The sequence below is a fragment of the Pontibacter aydingkolensis genome, from assembly GCF_019443125.1.
In the GTDB taxonomy this organism is placed as follows: Bacteria; Bacteroidota; Bacteroidia; order Cytophagales; family Hymenobacteraceae; genus Pontibacter; species Pontibacter aydingkolensis.
Map to the genome: position 1 here is coordinate 16170 of NZ_JAHYXK010000020.1, position 17564 is coordinate 33733.

12 protein-coding genes are annotated in these 17564 nt (G+C 46.5%); 9 read left to right on the forward strand and 3 right to left on the reverse strand.

The annotated features are described in order from the left end of the window. The first annotated feature begins 176 nt into the window (after positions 1-176). From carB to K0O23_RS17315, 6 genes are all read left to right on the forward strand, one after another. Positions 177-2990: a carbamoyl-phosphate synthase large subunit gene (gene carB, locus K0O23_RS17290; protein ID WP_219878708.1), complete on the forward strand. Its 2814-nt coding sequence runs from the start codon at positions 177-179 to the stop codon at positions 2988-2990. A gap of 212 nt (positions 2991-3202) precedes the next feature. Next, positions 3203-4123, forward strand: a complete 921-nt coding sequence (locus tag K0O23_RS17295; RefSeq protein ID WP_219878709.1) for a hypothetical protein — start codon at positions 3203-3205, stop codon at positions 4121-4123. Between the two features lie 570 nt (positions 4124-4693). After that, positions 4694-6064: an IS4 family transposase gene (locus K0O23_RS17300; RefSeq protein WP_219878710.1), complete on the forward strand. Its 1371-nt coding sequence runs from the start codon at positions 4694-4696 to the stop codon at positions 6062-6064. Between the two features lie 534 nt (positions 6065-6598). Next, complete coding sequence (locus K0O23_RS17305; RefSeq protein ID WP_219878711.1) at positions 6599-6889, forward strand: DUF4834 family protein; 291 nt, start codon at positions 6599-6601, stop codon at positions 6887-6889. Between the two features lie 40 nt (positions 6890-6929). After that, complete coding sequence (locus K0O23_RS17310) at positions 6930-9371, forward strand: YfhO family protein (RefSeq protein ID WP_219878712.1); 2442 nt, start codon at positions 6930-6932, stop codon at positions 9369-9371. 224 nt (positions 9372-9595) lie between these two features. Next, on the forward strand, positions 9596-10495 hold the full coding sequence (locus tag K0O23_RS17315; protein WP_219878713.1) for a 1-aminocyclopropane-1-carboxylate deaminase/D-cysteine desulfhydrase: 900 nt from the start codon (positions 9596-9598) through the stop codon (positions 10493-10495). On the opposite strand, the gene K0O23_RS17320 is transcribed toward K0O23_RS17315, so the two are convergent. Continuing rightward, on the reverse strand, positions 10467-11654 hold the full coding sequence (locus K0O23_RS17320; protein WP_219878714.1) for a hypothetical protein: 1188 nt from the start codon (positions 11652-11654) through the stop codon (positions 10467-10469). The two genes, K0O23_RS17315 and K0O23_RS17320, sit on opposite strands and share 29 nt — an antisense overlap. 161 nt (positions 11655-11815) lie before the next feature. Between K0O23_RS17320 and K0O23_RS17325 the strand changes: the two genes are divergently transcribed. Next, positions 11816-12451 carry a DUF4230 domain-containing protein gene (locus K0O23_RS17325; RefSeq protein ID WP_219878715.1) on the forward strand — a complete coding sequence of 212 codons (636 nt, stop codon included), beginning with the start codon at positions 11816-11818 and terminating at the stop codon, positions 12449-12451. Positions 12452-12844: 393 nt separating this feature from the next. Here the strand turns inward: K0O23_RS17325 and K0O23_RS17330 are convergent, their stop codons facing one another. Both K0O23_RS17330 and K0O23_RS17335 read right to left on the reverse strand, forming a co-directional pair. Then, positions 12845-13084: a PLDc N-terminal domain-containing protein gene (locus K0O23_RS17330; protein ID WP_219878716.1), complete on the reverse strand. Its 240-nt coding sequence runs from the start codon at positions 13082-13084 to the stop codon at positions 12845-12847. 108 nt (positions 13085-13192) lie between these two features. Then, positions 13193-13675, reverse strand: a complete 483-nt coding sequence (locus K0O23_RS17335) for a regulatory protein RecX (RefSeq protein WP_219878717.1) — start codon at positions 13673-13675, stop codon at positions 13193-13195. A 135-nt stretch (positions 13676-13810) separates the two neighbouring features. On the opposite strand from K0O23_RS17335, the gene K0O23_RS17340 reads away from it, so the two are divergent. Beyond that, complete coding sequence (locus tag K0O23_RS17340; RefSeq protein WP_219878718.1) at positions 13811-14689, forward strand: DMT family transporter; 879 nt, start codon at positions 13811-13813, stop codon at positions 14687-14689. A 226-nt stretch (positions 14690-14915) separates the two neighbouring features. Further along, entirely contained in the window at positions 14916-17516 is a 2601-nt protein-coding gene (locus K0O23_RS17345) for a DUF5686 and carboxypeptidase regulatory-like domain-containing protein (protein ID WP_219878719.1), read from the forward strand. Positions 17517-17564 lie beyond the last annotated feature (48 nt).

Consider the following 17564-nt stretch of genomic DNA (forward strand, 5'->3'; position numbering starts at 1 on the left):
CCTGTTCCATTTAAACAAATTCAGAGGGCTGCTCAGGCAATATAGCTTATTCACTTCTTAACCTTATAATAGCTGATTATGTTGACAAGGGAAAGCTAAAAATATATAAAGCACACTTTTCTTTTGTACCCCCCAACATTTTGCCTTAACTTTGAGCAATTTATACATACCACACCATGCCTAAAGACACCTCCATAAAATCTGTTCTGATCATAGGCTCCGGCCCTATCGTTATTGGTCAGGCTTGCGAATTCGATTACTCCGGCTCCCAGGCCGCCCGTTCTTTAAGAGAAGAGGGAATAGAGGTTATACTTATCAACTCCAATCCGGCTACTATCATGACGGACCCGGTAACGGCAGACCATGTGTACCTGAAGCCGCTGGAGAAAAAGTATATCATTGAGATCTTAGAGAAACATAAGATCGATGCGGTATTGCCAACCATGGGCGGACAAACAGCTCTGAATCTGGCCATCGACTGCGATAAAGCCGGCATCTGGAAAAAGTATGACGTGCGCATTATCGGGGTTGATATTAAAGCTATTGAGACCACCGAAGACCGGGAGCAATTCCGACTGAAAATGATCGAGCTCGGGGTGAACGTTTGTAAAGGAGAAACAGCCACTTCGTTCCTGCAGGGTAAAGAGATAGCCCAGGAAATAGGTTTTCCGCTGGTGATTCGCCCTTCGTTTACTCTTGGTGGTACGGGGGGCGGTTTTGTTAATACCCCTGATGAATTCGATGCGGCCCTTACGCGTGGTCTGCATGCCTCGCCAACCCACGAGGTACTGGTAGAGCAAAGTATACTTGGCTGGAAAGAGTACGAACTGGAACTACTGCGCGACAACCTGGGCAACGTGATCATTATCTGCTCTATCGAGAACTTCGACCCGATGGGCGTACATACCGGCGACTCGATAACAGTTGCTCCGGCTATGACCTTGCCAGACACGGTATACCAGCAAATGCGCGACCTGGCCATCAAAATGATGAACGGCATCGGGCAGTTTGCAGGCGGCTGTAACGTGCAGTTTTCTGTTAACCCTGACGACGACATGATCATTGCCATTGAGATCAACCCGCGTGTATCGCGCTCATCGGCACTTGCTTCTAAGGCAACTGGTTATCCAATCGCGAAAATCGCGGCTAAACTGGCCATTGGCTATAACCTTGATGAGCTGAAAAATGCCATCACCAAAACAACATCAGCCTACTTTGAGCCTGCGCTGGATTATGTGATCGTAAAAATACCGCGCTGGAACTTCGATAAATTCCCGGGTGTAAACCGTACACTTGGCCTGCAGATGAAATCGGTAGGTGAGGTAATGGGCATTGGCCGTACCTTTCAGGAGGCGCTTCAGAAAGCCTGCCAGAGTTTAGAGATAAAACGCAATGGTATCGGTGCCGACGGTAAGGAAAAAACTGACTACAATTACCTGATCGATAGTCTGAAAAATCCTAGCTGGAACAGGCTGTTCAGTATAAAAGATGCCATGCGCATCGGTATCCCTACCAGCACTATTCAGAATCTTACTAAGATCGACCCATGGTTCCTGGCTCAGATAGAAGAGCTGGATATGATGGAGAAAGAAATAGAGAAGTATAACCTGGCTACGTTGCCTGCAGAACTGCTGCGCGAGGCAAAGGTGAAAGGCTACGCCGACCGGCAAATAGCGCACCTGCTGCGCTGCCGTGAAAGCGAAGTGTTTAACGTGCGCCAGGAGCTTGGTATTAAGCGTGTGTACAAAATGGTGGATACATGTGCGGCCGAGTTTGAGGCAAAAACGCCATACTTTTACAGCACCTACGAAGGCGAGAACGAAAGTATAGTTTCTGACAAAAAGAAGGTAGTAGTGCTTGGCTCTGGCCCGAATAGAATTGGCCAAGGCATCGAGTTCGATTACAGCTGCGTGCACGGCGTACTGGCTGCCAAAGAGTGCGGCTACGAAACCATCATGATCAACTGTAACCCTGAAACGGTAAGTACAGACTTTGACATTTCGGATAAGTTATACTTCGAACCGGTATTCTGGGAGCATATCTACGAGATCATACTGCATGAAAAGCCTGAAGGTGTAATAGTGCAGCTGGGTGGCCAAACTGCCCTGAAGCTGGCTGAGAAGCTGGACCGCTATGGCATTAAAGTAATGGGCACCAGCTACCAGGCACTCGACCTTGCCGAAGACCGTGGTTCTTTCTCGTCACTGCTGCGCGACCTGGGCATTCCTTATCCTCCGTTTGCCGTTATCGAAACTGCTGAAGAGGCGCTGGAGCTAAGCAAAGAACTGAAGTTCCCACTGCTGGTGCGCCCAAGTTATGTACTGGGCGGCCAGAACATGAAGATCGTGATCAACAATAAAGAACTGGAGGCTCACGTAATCGACTTGTTAAAAGACCACCCAGGTAATAAAGTTCTTTTAGATCACTTCCTGGATAATGCCATAGAAGCCGAGGCCGATGCCATTTGCGACGGTGAGGATGTGTACATCTGCGGAATTATGGAGCACATTGAGCCAGCTGGTATCCACTCCGGCGACTCTTATGCGGTACTTCCTCCATTTGACCTGAGCGAAAACGTGATGCGCCAGATCGAGGAGCATACCAAGAAGATCGCTGTTGCCCTGAACACAGTAGGTGTGATCAATATTCAGTTCGCTATCAAGGACGAGGTGGTATACATTATTGAGGCTAACCCGCGCGCATCGCGTACGTTCCCGTTCATTGCTAAGGCATACTGTGAGCCGTACATCAATTACGCTACTAAAATTATGCTGGGCCATGCCAAAGTGAAGGACTTTAACTTTAACCCGTACAAAAACGGCTACGCGATTAAGGTACCAGTCTTCTCATACAACAAGTTCCCGGAAGTGAACAAGGAGCTAGGTCCGGAGATGAAATCTACCGGCGAGGCCATCTACTTTATTGACGACCTGCAGGATGATTACTTCATTAAAGTATACTCCGAAAGGAATTTATACTTGAGTAAGTAAGCTTTCCAGTCCCTCCTGAAAGTAGAAGGGTAAAGTATATTGTTGTAAAAAAGCCCTCCTCTGAAAAACAGAGGAGGGCTTTTTTTGTGATTTAAAGTTGAAGGGTAATATTACAGCAAAGTATGGCCGGATAATTGAGTAGCATCTGAAAGTCGGTAAGTTCGTTTATTCGTAGTGTTAGTTTATAAAACTTTTGCGTTAAGATTATAGATATGAGAGGAAGTATACTTTGGAAGGGCAAGGCTGTTTGTAGCTTTCTGCTCTTATTAGTTTTGGCTGCCAGTTGTACGGCGCCACGTTCCGTTATTAATTCTGGTAAGGTAACTGCGCCAGGCAAGTTTAAAGCCGGTGTAAACTTTGGAGGTAACATAGCCACCGAGCCCATCGGGCAATTAGATGATATAGCCAAAGCTACGGTAGATGCTATCTCCAAGAAAGACTCTGTTTACTACGACGGTGAGATAGAGACAGCCACCAAAGCACTTCTGGCTTATGCCCTCGATCCGGTTGGCCCTACCTTTGACTTTTATATTCGATACGGCGTCGTACCTCGCTTAGACGTAGGTTATAAGTATGCCTCAGGTGTGCATGTTTTTGATACGCAGTACCAGTTCATGGGTCCAACGGGCACACCCGAAAACCCTGGTGTAGGCGACTGGTATGGAAGTGTAGGTTTACAGTATGCCGGCCAAAGCTCTGACTGGATAGATAACCTGTTCCTGGACAAGCTACAGCCGGTGCTGCAGTTCACTGCTAAACGAAAAGACATAACCGTGCCTATTATCTTCAGTAAATCTTTTGGCCCTGAAGAGGAAAAAGGAAGTATAGCTTTTGGTGCTGTATATAACCACACATTTATTAAGTATGGATTTGAACCAGGTAGGCTGTTCGAGAGAGCAGGTGCTGAGGTAGACAGGGTGAGCTCGATAATGGAGGAAAACAGCTTCGGGTCTTACGGCTTGTTCGCCAATGCCAGGATAGGCTTCAAGTATGTGTATCTCGTGCCTGCTATTACTATTTACTATCAGGATTACGGCAGCTATAAGTTGCTTAAAAATACCACCCACAGCTTCTCGGGTATGACCTTTATTCCGTCGCTGGGTATACAGGCCAGTTTTGGAAGGGGCAGGTAAGGTAACTTAGCTTAATCCTGCTCTAAAAAAGTAGAGATTGTTGTTTCCTGGCGCGGGCACCCTTGACTGCAGCGCCGGACTGCCTCTCTCCCGCTATCTCCTGCAGCGAGATTTCATCTTCTGGCTGTTCATGAGGCAAGCTTTCAGCTTGTGGAAGTATGGTTTTCTCTTTTACTGTCATCCTGTAAGGATCTTGGTAGAAGGGAGGTTAAGCAAATGCCATGAAAAGACAACTCTTTATAATAGAACCTTGTCTGTTTCAAGTCAGCTTTTCGCCTCGCTGGCTGGGTCCTACTTTTTGTCCCCGAAACAAGTTCGGGATATTCTACTTGACACAAGGGACCACCCTGCCTGCGGCACCCCTCCTTGAAAAAAGGAGGTGAGTGAAAAAAGTCAAGTGGCACATCCCGAACTTGATTCGGGGACGCTCCAAACTCGCTGAACGTTCTTTATCGAGGGCCCCTACCCCATAGCCGTCAGGCTAAGAGGGATTTGCTATCAATTTAGGTATTTTTTGTTTCCTTATTAGGATTTGAGTAGTAGAAACTCTTTTACCTATTCTTTTCCGCTATGATACCATTTCCTCTAAGCCGTCTAAAGTCAAGCCGTGTTCTGGCTACCTTCAGTAATTATTTTGATGCTACTGCTCTGGATAAAAGAGCCAGAGCTACCGGTTTGATTCAGCGGTCCGGTAAACTTGGAGCGTTAGATTTTCTGCAGCTCTGCCTGCTCTGTGCTCACAGCGCCTGCTCTAAAAGCCTTACCCAGCTTTGTGCCTCGTTGCAGGAAAAGGTAGGAGTGTGTTTAAGCAAGCAGTCACTCGATGCGCGTTTCTCTGCCGCCGCAGTTGCTTTTCTCAAAGCCTGCGTTGCCGATTTGCTGACCTTGCAGCCGGGCTGGAGAAGAAGTACGCTTACCGGTAAGGCCTCTGCATTCAGCAGGGTGCGCCTGGGCGACAGCACCGTCATTACGCTGCCCGAGCAACTTGCCGCGCATTACAGAGGCTCAGGAGGCTCGGCCTCTGCTTCGGCTGCGAAGCTTTTTCATGAATATGACTGCCAGTGCGGAGCACTGCTCTCCCTGCAGCTGGCAGAAGGGGTAAAGGCTGATCAAAGCTTTAACAGCGCCACAGGCATAGAAGCCGGCGAGCTGGTCATTCGGGACCTGGGCTTCTACCAGATGGATTTTCTCTGTAAGGTGCATCAGGCAAAAGCCTTCTTCATCTCCCGCCTGCGCAGCGGCACCTGCCTTTTTCAACAGGGGCAGCAGGTGTGCTTTCAGCAACTCATCAAGGGCTTCCCGCCCCAGCTGCAACTCTGGGAGGTGCAGGCAAGCATTGGCGGGAAAGCCTCAGAGCGGGAAACCCTAGGCCAGGTAAGGCTGGTCATAGAGCGTGTGCCCCAACAGGTGTATGAGCAGCGGGTCAGGCGACTGCACCAGACCGCCCGCCGCAAAGGGCGGCAGGTTTCCCAGGAGCAGCTCCTGTGGCACGCCTACCAGATTTATATTACCAATGCGGCTGTGGAAAATCTGCCTGCCGCCCAGCTCCGGCACTACTACGGCCTGCGCTGGCAGATAGAGCTTGTTTTCAAAACCTGGAAGTCGGTATGGAAGATAGCCCAGCTAAAGCCCATGCAGGTGCACCGGCTTGAATGTATGCTGCCAGGGACACTGCTGCTGGTGCTTTTGGCTATGCCCTTGCTGTATTTGTTAAAGATATACCTGTGGCAAAAACAACAAAGGGAAGTAAGTGAATGGAAAGCAATGGTATGGCTCACAGAGCATGTGGAAGCATTTGTAAATAGCATTCTGCTGCAGAAACACTACAGTTCTGCAAGGCAATTTTTCAATTACCTGACCAGGGACGGACTAAAAGAGAGGCGCAAGAAAAACGGTAACTACACACATAATATACCCTTTTCTATAGTGTTTGCGCCTTAGCCTGACGGCTATGGGCCCCTACCCCCAACAGTGGACCGTCATTAGTGCACCTGGCAAAAGCCCTCGTTTAATAGCAAGAGTTTTATTTATACTTTATTTCAAATTGCAACAGCCGCTAACTAAGAAGTGTCCGTCTCAGTCTTTACGTTGAGCGCCTTCTAGGTTTCCGGTGACGAGCGCAAGCGAGGCATTGCGACGTAGGAGCAAAGGAAAGATAGACAGCGCGATACGCAAAGACGGGGCCTCCCGGCCTTGAGGGCACCAAAGTATAAAATGAAACAAGACGTAAATAAGACTGAGGGTAAGAGCTAGCTCGATAGAATAGCAGAGAGTATAAGTAAAATCAACGAAAGTATAAGTCCCGTTTACAAACAACGCTGGAACTAAGCCAAACATCCAAGCATTAAACAAGTATACTTCTTATCTTTGCAGTATCACGCCAAAACGTCATAAACAAAAGTTTTGGCAAGAGGTTTGTATAACTAGGTTAGGTACTGTTTTTGCAGTATACTCGTTAAGCAAGAAAGCATTAGCATGATCAAATTCATATTCGTTACCCTACTTATTATTTTCTTTATCCGCTTAGTAGCGCCTTTTCTTTTCAGGTTCCTGATCGGATTGTTTTTGAAAAAGAGCCTTCGCAACGGCACGTTCTTTTACTCCAATATGAAGCAACAGCAGCAGGCTTACCAGGACTTCCACAGAAATAACAGCCAAGACAAAGGCAGAACAAAAGACGGTGTTAAAATCGACTACGTGCCGGATCAGAAAGACCGTAAGGATTTCGAGGGCGGGCAGTACGTGGATTATGAAGAAGTAAAATAAAACTGCTATCTTTCAACTCCTGTTTAGGATTTTGAAAGATATGATAACACCCTTCAACTTCAGGCGTGATGTGCTTCCGCACATCATTGCTGTAGCAGTATTTTTACTATTAACGGCGGTATACTTTGCGCCGGTGCTCTTCGAAGACAAAGGCCTCTCGCAGCACGACATCCTGCAGTTTAAAGGCGGCGCCAAAGAGATACAGGATTACCGCGAGGCAACCGGCGAAGAAGCCCTCTGGACAAACTCCATGTTCAGCGGCATGCCGTCTTACCTTATTAACACCCGCTATCCCGGCGATTGGTCCGGCGTCATACACTCCATATTTACTTTTGATATGCCTGCTTTGGCCGGTAATATCTTTATCACACTATTCTGTGCTTACATTTTATTTGTAGCCATGGGCATGAGTTCGTGGCTGGCTATCATAGGGGCCATTGCCGTTTCCTTTACTTCTTACAACATAATCATACTGGAGGCAGGGCACAACACCAAATCGCTTACCATTGCCTATATCCCAATGGTGCTGGCTGGGCTGATTGTAACGCTGCGTCGTAACCTGTGGCTGGGCGCGGCCTTGTTTGCACTTGGCCTTACGCTTAACCTGCACTTCAACCATCTGCAGATGACATACTACATGCTGCTGTTGGTGATAATTTTCGGTATAGTAGAGATCATCTTCGCGGTGAAGAATGGTACTATTGCAGAGCTTCTGAAACGTGGAGCTATACTGGCCATTGCCGCTATACTTGCCGTAGGTGTAAATTTTGGAAGACTTTATACTACAGCTGAGTACAGCCAACACAGCATCAGGGGTAAGTCGGAGTTAACGCAGCCAAACAGCGGAGAGAATGTTGGCAGCGGCCTGGACAGGGAATATGCCTTTAACTGGAGCTACGGCGTAAGCGAAACCATGACCTTACTTATACCGGACTTTTACGGCGGTAGCAGCAGCTCTTCACTGGATACAGATTCTGATACTTATAATGCCTTACTAAAGCTGGGTGCACCCCCTGTGCAGGCCGAGCAAATCGTAAAACAAGGCTTACCGATGTACTGGGGACCACAGCCCATGACAAGCGGACCGGTTTATGTTGGTGCCATTGTGATATTCCTGTTCGTACTGGGCCTGTTTATCGTAGACCGTCGCTGGACCAGCTGGCTGGTGGCAGGTACCATACTTTCCATTGTGCTGGCCTGGGGTAAGAACTTTGAGGCGTTTAACTATTTCATGTTCGATTACTTCCCGCTTTACAACAAGTTCAGGGCAGTATCGTCGGCGTTGGTCATTGCACAGATCACGATTCCGTTTTTAGGTATACTGGCGCTGTGGAGGCTGTTTAAAGACTATGGCCAGATTAAAGATCTTGATAAAAAGCTGTTGATTTCCGGAGGTATAACCGGAGGTATTTGCTTGCTGGTGTGGCTGTTTGCAGGCTCTGCCAGCTTTGTTTCGCCAGTAGACCAGCAATTGATGCAGGCGCAGTTCCCAATTGATGCCATCCGTGCTGACCGTGAAGGTATGATGCGTTCTGATGCGCTGCGCTCTTTGGTGTTTATACTTCTGGCAGCTGGCTTGTTGTATTTCTTCGTGAAGAACAAGCTATCGGCTACAATAGCTATGGCCGGAGTTGGCATACTTATACTTGCTGATTTGTGGATGGTGGACAAGCGTTACCTGAACAACGACGATTTTCAGCGCCAGGTGGTAGCTAATTATTTCCAGCCAACCCAGGCCGACCAGATGATCCTTCAGGACAAAGACCTGAGTTATCGTGTTATTAATCTGCCAAATCCGTTTAACGATGCCCGCACTTCCTACTTCCATAAGTCGATTGGCGGGTACCACGGTGCCAAGCTGCGCCGTTACCAGGATATAATTGACAGACACATTTCACAGAACAACCTGGAAGTATACCGCATGCTAAATACCCGTTATGCCATTACCGGCGACCAGCAACAGCCGGTGCAGCGTGTGCCGGGTGCGCTGGGCAATGCCTGGTTTGTTGAGGAAGTAAAGCCCGTGCAATCTCCGGATGCAGAATTGGAAGCACTAACTGGTTTTGATGCCGGTACAACAGCTGTGGTAGACGTAAACAAATTCCCTGTAAAGCAGCAGAAGTTCTCTGCCGATAATGCCAATATTGAGCTGGTGGCTTATGACCCGAATAACCTGAAGTATGAGTACCAGGCAGCGCAGGAAGGTTTAGTTGTTTTCTCGGAAGTATACTATGCTGATGGCTGGCAAGCTTATCTGGATGGTGAGCCAGTTGATCACATCCGTGCAAACTATATTCTGCGTGCCATGCAGGTACCAGCCGGTAAACACACCATCGAGTTTAAGTTTGCTCCTAAAGCATATTCTCTGGGCAATACCATCTCACTGGTTTCTTCTATCATACTTATTATAGTGGTGCTTGGTGCCATTGCATACGGTGTGAAGAAGAAGCAACGGGAAGAAGAAATGGTTTCGAAAGCGTAATCAAGACAAGAACTAAAATATAAACAGAGCCTCAGCCAATGCTGGGGCTTCTTTTTGTAGTATTAGAGCAGTAACTGTCGTTTCGAATATTCTTGAGGCGCGAGACGAAGAGAGCTAGGATACTGAGAGAAATCTGGAGCATTTCATAGCACCGCAATATTTCAGATTTCTCCCGAAGATCGAAATGACAGCTAAGCACCTGAAATTAGTACGTACCTTTGAACATGGAAGCACCGCTGCAAAAGTTACATGACCCGCTGCTGGAAGAGCACGACATAACGCTGTGGATAAAACGTGAAGACCTGCTACATCCGCACATATCGGGCAACAAGTGGCGCAAGCTGAAGTATAACCTGCAGGCGGCGAGAGAGCAAAAGAAGGAAACGCTACTGACCTTTGGCGGTGCTTACTCCAACCATATAGCCGCCACGGCAGCAGCTGGCAAAGAGTATGGCTTTAAAACAATCGGCATTATCAGGGGAGAGGAACACCTGCCTTTAAATCCAACACTCAGTTTTGCCACATCCTGCGGGATGGAGCTGCACTACATCTCCCGCGAAAAGTATAAACTTAAACACGAGGAAGCCTTTTTAAAAGAGCTGGCAGCGCAGTTCAACAATCCCTACATCATACCCGAAGGTGGCACCAACAACCTGGCGGTAAAAGGCTGTGCCGAAATCGTGCAGGACATTAACATGAATTATGACTATGTCTGTTGTGCTTCTGGTACAGGCGGCACTGTAGCAGGAATAATTGCAGGCCTGGCAGGTGAGAAGCAGATAATAGGGTTTCCGGCACTAAAAGGAGGGGAGTTTCTGCAGCAGGAGATTGAGGAGCTGGTGCAGCACTACAGTGGCCAAAAGTATAACAACTGGCAACTTATTACCGATTACCATTTCGGAGGCTATGCTAGAATAAAGCCGGAGCTATTGGAGTTTATCAAAGCTTTCCAGGAACAACACAACATACCGCTGGAGCCAATCTATACCGGCAAAATGATATACGGCTTGTACGACTTAATACCGAAAGGCTACTTTAAAAAAGGCACCACCATTGTAGCTGTGCATACGGGTGGCTTACAGGGCAATGCCGGTTTTAAGGAGCGGCTGGGACTGCAGCTTTAGTAGCTGGTTTATACTTGGGCCACCATTTTTCTATCTGCCAGCTAATACCAATCGCGCCAAACATAAAAACAAACGAGATCAGGCTCATCAGAAATCTGCCGTTCCAGTCTTCGCTGGTTACGGTGGTAATAAAACATTGCTGTAGCAGTAGAAAAGCCACAAACATACTTAGCGGTAGCGGCATTCTTTTAGTTGTAGCCATGGCCTTAACCGTGAAAAAGTATAGTGGGTAAAGCACTACTACGATAATGGCATTGTGCAGCAGCGAGTAAAACGGCTTTACATTACCCCAGAATAGCAGAAAGCGGTACAGCGACATCCGTAAAAAGTAAGCTGTATTCTCTTTTACAAATAATAGCATCTTTGCCAGAGGCGAGGCATCTTCAGGAGGCATCACTATTGGCTTGTCAGAATGCACCAGCAGGCCATCGTACATAAAAACAAGCTTACCTTTTTCATAGGTTTCCACAATAGTAAATTGCTGTAGCAGGTATTGGTCTACAACAAGTATAGCGGCTAAAGGAACAACTGTTACAAGAAGTATAAGTGCAGTCCTGTACTTTATACTTTTGGTGGCAGTAAAGGCAATTGTAAACAGGTAAGCAAAGTACGCTACTAGCGCTATAAAGCCGTTAGGCCGGATTAAAGCTATGTATAAAAGCACTGGTACCACCCACAACGACTGTTTTATACTTTCAGCCCGTACCAACAGGTAAAAAGCAAACACCAAGAGGCTAATGTAAAGGCTTTCGGTAAGTATAAAGCCGTTATAAAACTGAAGATCGTACCAACCGATAAAGAGCAGCGTTGCCAGCACCGGAGCTACATAATTACCTGCCAACTGCCTGGTAGTTTTGTAAAGCGCGACTGAAGCAAACCCAGAAATAATGGTCTGGCAAATGATCACGCCTTTCAGGCCAAAGCCAAGCTTGAAAAGTATAGCCAGAAAAACAGGGTAGCCGACGTACTTAAGCTGGTAGTTGGCTGCAAAGTAAAAGTGTTCTGCGATGTTTTGTGCGTAGGTAATATAGCCCTGTGAGTCACCCATAAACCGTATATCGTACTTCCAGATAAAAAAAGACTGTAGCACCAGCCAAAGTATGACCAGGCTAAACTGCAGGTGTCGTTCTTTAAATAAGGGGGTAGATAGTGGATACATCGCCAGCTAATTTAAATCTTTTCTGTGGTAATGCGATGTGATGTCCTGAAAAGGATTATAGCAAAATTGAACTTTGAATTAGATGGCATGTTTTGTGAACAGTACATAATGGTTACTGCTAAAAAGTAGTAGCTAAAGTATAAACACCAAAAAAGCGCCTCATGCCCTTACTCCGACTCGTAATCAAACTCATCCCCTGGATCATCGTTCTGGTGGCCGGCTTTGTGTTGTGGCGTTTTGCCAAAAGCTTTTTTGAGGAAGATGCAGCCAATAAAGAACCTAAAGTAGTAGTGAACTATAATACCATATTAACCTCTGTTGAAGACCTTGGTAAAATGGAGTTAGTGCGCTATAATTTCAAAGATGTGGTGGAGTTTGAGAAGAACGTATCGCGGTGGGTGCCAAATTCTAAGGTTGTGCTGATTGTTAATGGCGAGGCAGTTGGCTGTGTGGATTTTACAAAAATTACCAGGGCTGATATTGTGTTCGAAGGTGATTCGTTAGTCCAGATAGGCGTGCCTGAGCCGGAGATCTGCTACTATAAGATAGACCACAGCAAGTCCAAGGTTTTTAGCAAAGAGAATACTTATTTTCAGGATGCTGCCCTGGTAGAGGAAAGTTACAAATATGCCGAGCAAAATATAAAGAAGGCTGCTCTGCGGTCTGGTATACTTCGCCAGACACAGGAAAACGCCGAAAAGGTGCTAAAGCCAATGTTGGAGGAAATCACAGGTCGCCGGGTGGTGCTGGTACAGCAGCGCAGAATCGAGAACCCGCAGCTGCCGCCGAAGAGGTAGAGTTTAATTGTTGGTTGTTCATTGTTAATTGTTTTCTCTGCCGCAAGTTTAACGACAGCGTAAATGTGGCTATACATGATGCCAGTTTGTAATTGGCTTTCTACGTTACCAGAAAAGTATATTTTATGAGGTTTATACTTTGTGAGAAATTCCCCTCTGGGGGTAGGGGTGTGTTAATCGCCTCGTGCTAAAATATGAAGTACTAGCTCGGCCTTTGCAACCCTTGCTTTTGAAAAGAAAAGCAGTTGAAAACTGCTGGCATACTTAGCCACATTTACGCTGACGCTAAACCTGCGGCATACCAGGTAAAGCGGGAATTTTTTCTCCAATAATGATGAAAAGTATGCTTATCAGGAAAAGCCAAAGGTCCATAAGAGGCTGGATCAGGAGTTCTTAAATACTAGCTTTTACCTTCTGCCCTCTTCCAATTAAAAGGTAAAGTATAGCTCCCAGAACCGGTAAAAAGACAATAAGAATAACCCAGATCAACTTATTGATGCTGTTCTTAAAATCACTTCGAAGCAGATCGATTAGTGCCCAAAGCCAAAGTATAGCCGGAATGCCTAAAAAGAACAAAAGAAGAAAGATCTCGGATACGCCGATACCACCTATAAAGAGTAAATTGTTTAGCATAGTAAGTTCGTTTTAAGAGTCAAATGATGTTTGCAGGCTTCTAAATATGATTGAAGCTAATAATTAAGATTCTCTAATATAGCGTTTATTTCCGATATATATAGAAGCTTAAGACTCCAGTCCCTTAATCGCATCCTGCACCAAATCCCCTTCATAACCTTTGCTCATCAGAAAGTAGGTCAGTTTTTGGCGGCGGGTAAAGGGGTTCTTTTCTTTCTCGGTGGCGTTTTTCTTTTCCAGCAGTTGCAGCAGGTTCTGCTCGTATACTTCGGGGTCTATCTCTTTCAGGCCTTGCTTAATGCAGTAGTCCGAGATGCCTTTTGCCTTAAGCCCCTGCATAATTTTGCGGCGGCCCCACTTTTTCAGGCCATACTTTCCGCGCACGTAGCTCTGGGCGTAGCGTTCTTCGTCAATCAGCTTCTCTTGGCTCAGGCGTATAATCAGCTCCTCTATATCGTCTGGTTCTAAGCCATAAGTATAGAGTTTATCGCGCACTTCCTGCTGGGTGCGTTCCTGGTAAGCGCAATAAGCGGCAGCTTTAATCAAAGCCTCTTTGGGAGTATAGGTTTTCTGTTTTTTCTGGCGCTCCAAAATAATATGGTTGGTTACTCAAATATAAACAAGTTGCCGTAAAGCAGAGTTCTGGTTTTTACACTTTATACTTCCGATAAAAAGCTTCTTTCGCAAAGTATAAACCCAGACCTTTGTAGTGAAAACAATTTACCTATGTTATCAAAAGGAGTACGACACATGATGCTGTCTACGTTCTTCTTTGCTTTGATGAACGTTTGTGTGAAGGAGGTGTCGCATATACCGGCGGTGGAGATAATACTTTTCCGCTCCGGGGTTTCGCTTATTATGAGTTGGGCCATGCTCAAACGGCAGAACGTAAGTGTGCTAGGCAAGCACCATGGCTTGCTGATAGCACGTGGCGTGGCCGGGGCAGCAGCGCTTATCCTTTTCTTTATCACGCTGCAGAATATACCTTTGGCTACAGCCGTAACCATACAATACCTGTCGCCTATTTTTACCACCATACTTGGTGTTTTTATTGTAAAAGAGAAAGTGAAGCCGTGGCAATGGGTGTTCTTCCTGATCTCGTTTGCAGGTATACTTGTTATTGAAGGAGTTGATGTGCGCATCTCGCCTTTATACTTAGGTCTGGGCATTGCAAGTGCCCTATTCGCTGGTATTGCCTATAACATGATCCGGAAACTTAACACCAGAGAGCACCCGCTGGTAATTGTGTTCTATTTTCCGTTGGTGGCGCTGCCTATTACTGGCTTATATTCTGTTTTTAACTGGGTGCAGCCTGAAGGCTGGGACTGGGTCATACTTATACTTATAGGCGTACTTACACAACTGGCACAGTATTACATGACCATGGCCTACCAGTCGGAGGAACTCTCTAAAGTGGCTACACTAAACTACATTGGCATTATCTACGCATTGTTCCTGGGCTATATTTTCTTCGGAGAAACGTTTACGGTATGGTCTTATGCTGGTATGGCACTGGTGTTGGTAGGCGTTGTGCTTAATGTAGGGTATAAAAATCGTCTGACTAAAAAAGAAGCGCTTGCTGCTGCAGAGAACGGGAAAGTATAAGTTTAATGTTTTTTGCGTGATAAAATATAAACATGAGCTGCGGCGTTTACCGTTAGAAGTATAAATTGCACTATAAATAAGAATGGTTGTGGCTTTTCTGGTTAACCAGGCAACCATATGTCCGTTTATTACATCTCTTTCGTAGTGTTTTAAGGTTAAAGCAAGTATGGCTTTAAGTTGATGATGCTTTAACTGCTGTTAAATCTGTATTATAAAAGCTAAGTACATGCGCCCTCATTACCTGTCGTTACTATTGCTGCTGATATTTATGCCTATGCTTGCTCAGGCAGGTATCATACGTGGCCGGATAACAGACGAGAATGGTCAGGGGCTGCCGTTTGCCAGCATTTACATAAGCGAAACCGCCAGCGGCACCGCCACCAACGATCAGGGGCTTTACCAACTCCAACTAGAGCCGGGCGTTTATACACTGGAGTTTAAGTATGTAGGCTACCGTGCCCGCACTGAGAAGGTAACGGTTGCAGACGGTACCCAGGAGCTAAATGTGCAGCTACAACCTGAGGTGCTCAACCTGAAAGAGGTAGTAGTGCATGCAGCCAACGAAGATCCGGCCTACGCCATTATGCGCAACGCCATCCGCCTACGAAAATACCACCAAAACGAAGTAAACGCCTGGAGCTCGCAGGTATACATGAAGGGAGTTTACCGCCTCGATAAAGTGCCGCCTAAAGTGCTGGGTATAAAAGTAGTAGATGTGGACACTGGCATCGTATACTTATCGGAGTCTGTATCTGTTCTTAGCTTTAAAAAGCCGAATAAAATTCATGAGCGGATGATCTCGAGTAAAGTAAGCGGCCAGAAAAAAGGCTTCAGCTTTAACCAGGCATCTGAAATGAATATCAGCTTTTACGACAATCTGCTAAAGGTTCAAGGGCTGAGCGAGCGGGGCTTTGTTTCGCCGCTGGCCAGTAATGCGCTGTTTTTTTACCGGTACGAGTACCTGGGCACATTCGAGGAAAATGGCCGCACCATCAACAAAATAAAAGTTATACCACGGCGCAAGAACGATCCGGTTTTTTCTGGCAACATTTACATTGTAGACGGCAGCTGGCGCATCCACAGCACAGACCTAAAGCTTACCAAGAATGCCGGAATCGAGTTTGTGGACTGGATACGGGTACGCCAAGTGTATGCCCCGGTTGCCAAAGAAGTGTGGATGCCGGTTTCGCAGCGTTTTAGTTTTGAGGCGGCAGGTCTGGGCTTTAAAGGCGGCGGCTATGCCATGGGTGTATACTCCAAGTATAAAGTGCAGCCAGCGTATAGCAAGCCACCAGTGCTGGAAGAAATAGAGCCGGAAACTGAAAAAGAGGCCATCGCCCAGGCAAAAGCTCCCAAAAAAATAAAAGTAAAACTGATAAAGCCAAAAGAGGCAGCTCCTGAAGAGCAGCAGCCTGTTGTAGACGAAAAACTGTTTACCAAAAAGGAAGTGCTGGCTGTAGAAAAGGAGGCCAATACCCGCGATTCGGCTTACTGGGCATCTGTAAGGCCTGTGCCACTTACGCAGGAAGAGGTAAAGGACTACACCAAAAAAGACAGCATGGAGGTCATCAAAAACTCACAGGCTTACCAGGACTCCATCGATCACATCCGCAACAAACCGTCTTTTGGCAATTTCTTTCTAAGAGGCTATACTTACAATAACACGTTTAAGCGCAGGCGCTTAAACTTCGATCCTGTTTTGAGTGTTACCGGCGGGCCAAGTATACTGCAGTATAACACCGTGGAGGGCGTGACAGCTGATGTGCGCATGTCTTATGTGCAAAGGTTCGAAGATCGGCGTACCTACGCCATTGAACCAACTTTACGGTACGGCTTCTCTAACCAAAAACTAAATGCCAAGTTGCGCCTTAGCTACAGCTACGAGCCTTTTAAAAACAGCAACATATCCGTGGAGGGTGGCCGTTATGTTTACCAGATCAATAACCTGGAGCCGATCTCGCCATTTGTAAACACCCTGTACACGCTGGGGCTGGAGAAAAATTACATCAAACTGTACCAACGCGACTTTGCCCAGATATCTTTCCGGACTGAACTGCTGAACGGGTTAAACCTGAACACCAACATTAACTACGCGCACCGCATGCCGCTGCAGAACACAGCAGACTTTTCGCTGAGAAACAGTGACGGCGAAGATGTGAGCCGGTTTACTTCTAACGTACCGGTAAACGAAGAACTGGCAGATGCATCTTTTACAGCCCATCAGGCGCTTACCCTTAGCACAGCTTTAAGCTTTAAACCCGGCATGAAGTACATAACGCGTCCTGATGATAAGATTAACCTGGGCTCTAAATACCCAAGATTTACGCTGAGTTACCGCGGAAGTATAAAAGCCCTGGGTAGCGATGTAAAGTATAACCTGGCCAACCTGACTATCAGCGACAATGTAAGTATGGGACTTTTCGGAGCCAGTGAATATAGCGTAACAACCGGCACGTTCTGGGGCAAAGAGGATATGCGGCTGATGGATTACAAGCATTTTAACGGCAACCGCACCATTTTTGCCGGAGTGTACAACGGGTTTCAGTTACTCGATTATTACCGCTACAGCACAAACAACAAGTACCTGGAGGCGCACTTCGAACATCACTTCAATGGCTTTTTGTTTAACAAGGTGCCGTTGTTCCGCAGGCTTAAGTGGCAAGAGGTCTTCAGCCTGAATTACCTGAACACTAAAGAGTCTAGGAATTACCTGGAAATTGGCCTTGGCATTGAGCACATCTTTAAAATAGTGCGGGTTGATTTTGTGACATCGTTTCAGGAGGGCAACAAAGCCAGAACCGGTATTATGATAGGCGTAGGCTTTTAAAATGGAGTTTGTGTACTTTCTGTAAAAGCGTTTTAGATAACTAATTAG

Coding starts and splice junctions, on each gene's coding strand:
- carB (WP_219878708.1), top strand. CDS start 177: ATGCCTAAAGACACCTCCATAAAATCTGTTCTGATCATAGGCTCCGGC.
- K0O23_RS17295 (WP_219878709.1), top strand. CDS start 3,203: ATGAGAGGAAGTATACTTTGGAAGGGCAAGGCTGTTTGTAGCTTTCTG.
- K0O23_RS17300 (WP_219878710.1), top strand. CDS start 4,694: ATGATACCATTTCCTCTAAGCCGTCTAAAGTCAAGCCGTGTTCTGGCT.
- K0O23_RS17305 (WP_219878711.1), top strand. CDS start 6,599: ATGATCAAATTCATATTCGTTACCCTACTTATTATTTTCTTTATCCGC.
- K0O23_RS17310 (WP_219878712.1), top strand. CDS start 6,930: ATGATAACACCCTTCAACTTCAGGCGTGATGTGCTTCCGCACATCATT.
- K0O23_RS17315 (WP_219878713.1), top strand. CDS start 9,596: ATGGAAGCACCGCTGCAAAAGTTACATGACCCGCTGCTGGAAGAGCAC.
- K0O23_RS17320 (WP_219878714.1), bottom strand. CDS start 11,654: ATGTATCCACTATCTACCCCCTTATTTAAAGAACGACACCTGCAGTTT.
- K0O23_RS17325 (WP_219878715.1), top strand. CDS start 11,816: ATGCCCTTACTCCGACTCGTAATCAAACTCATCCCCTGGATCATCGTT.
- K0O23_RS17330 (WP_219878716.1), bottom strand. CDS start 13,084: ATGCTAAACAATTTACTCTTTATAGGTGGTATCGGCGTATCCGAGATC.
- K0O23_RS17340 (WP_219878718.1), top strand. CDS start 13,811: ATGTTATCAAAAGGAGTACGACACATGATGCTGTCTACGTTCTTCTTT.
- K0O23_RS17345 (WP_219878719.1), top strand. CDS start 14,916: ATGCGCCCTCATTACCTGTCGTTACTATTGCTGCTGATATTTATGCCT.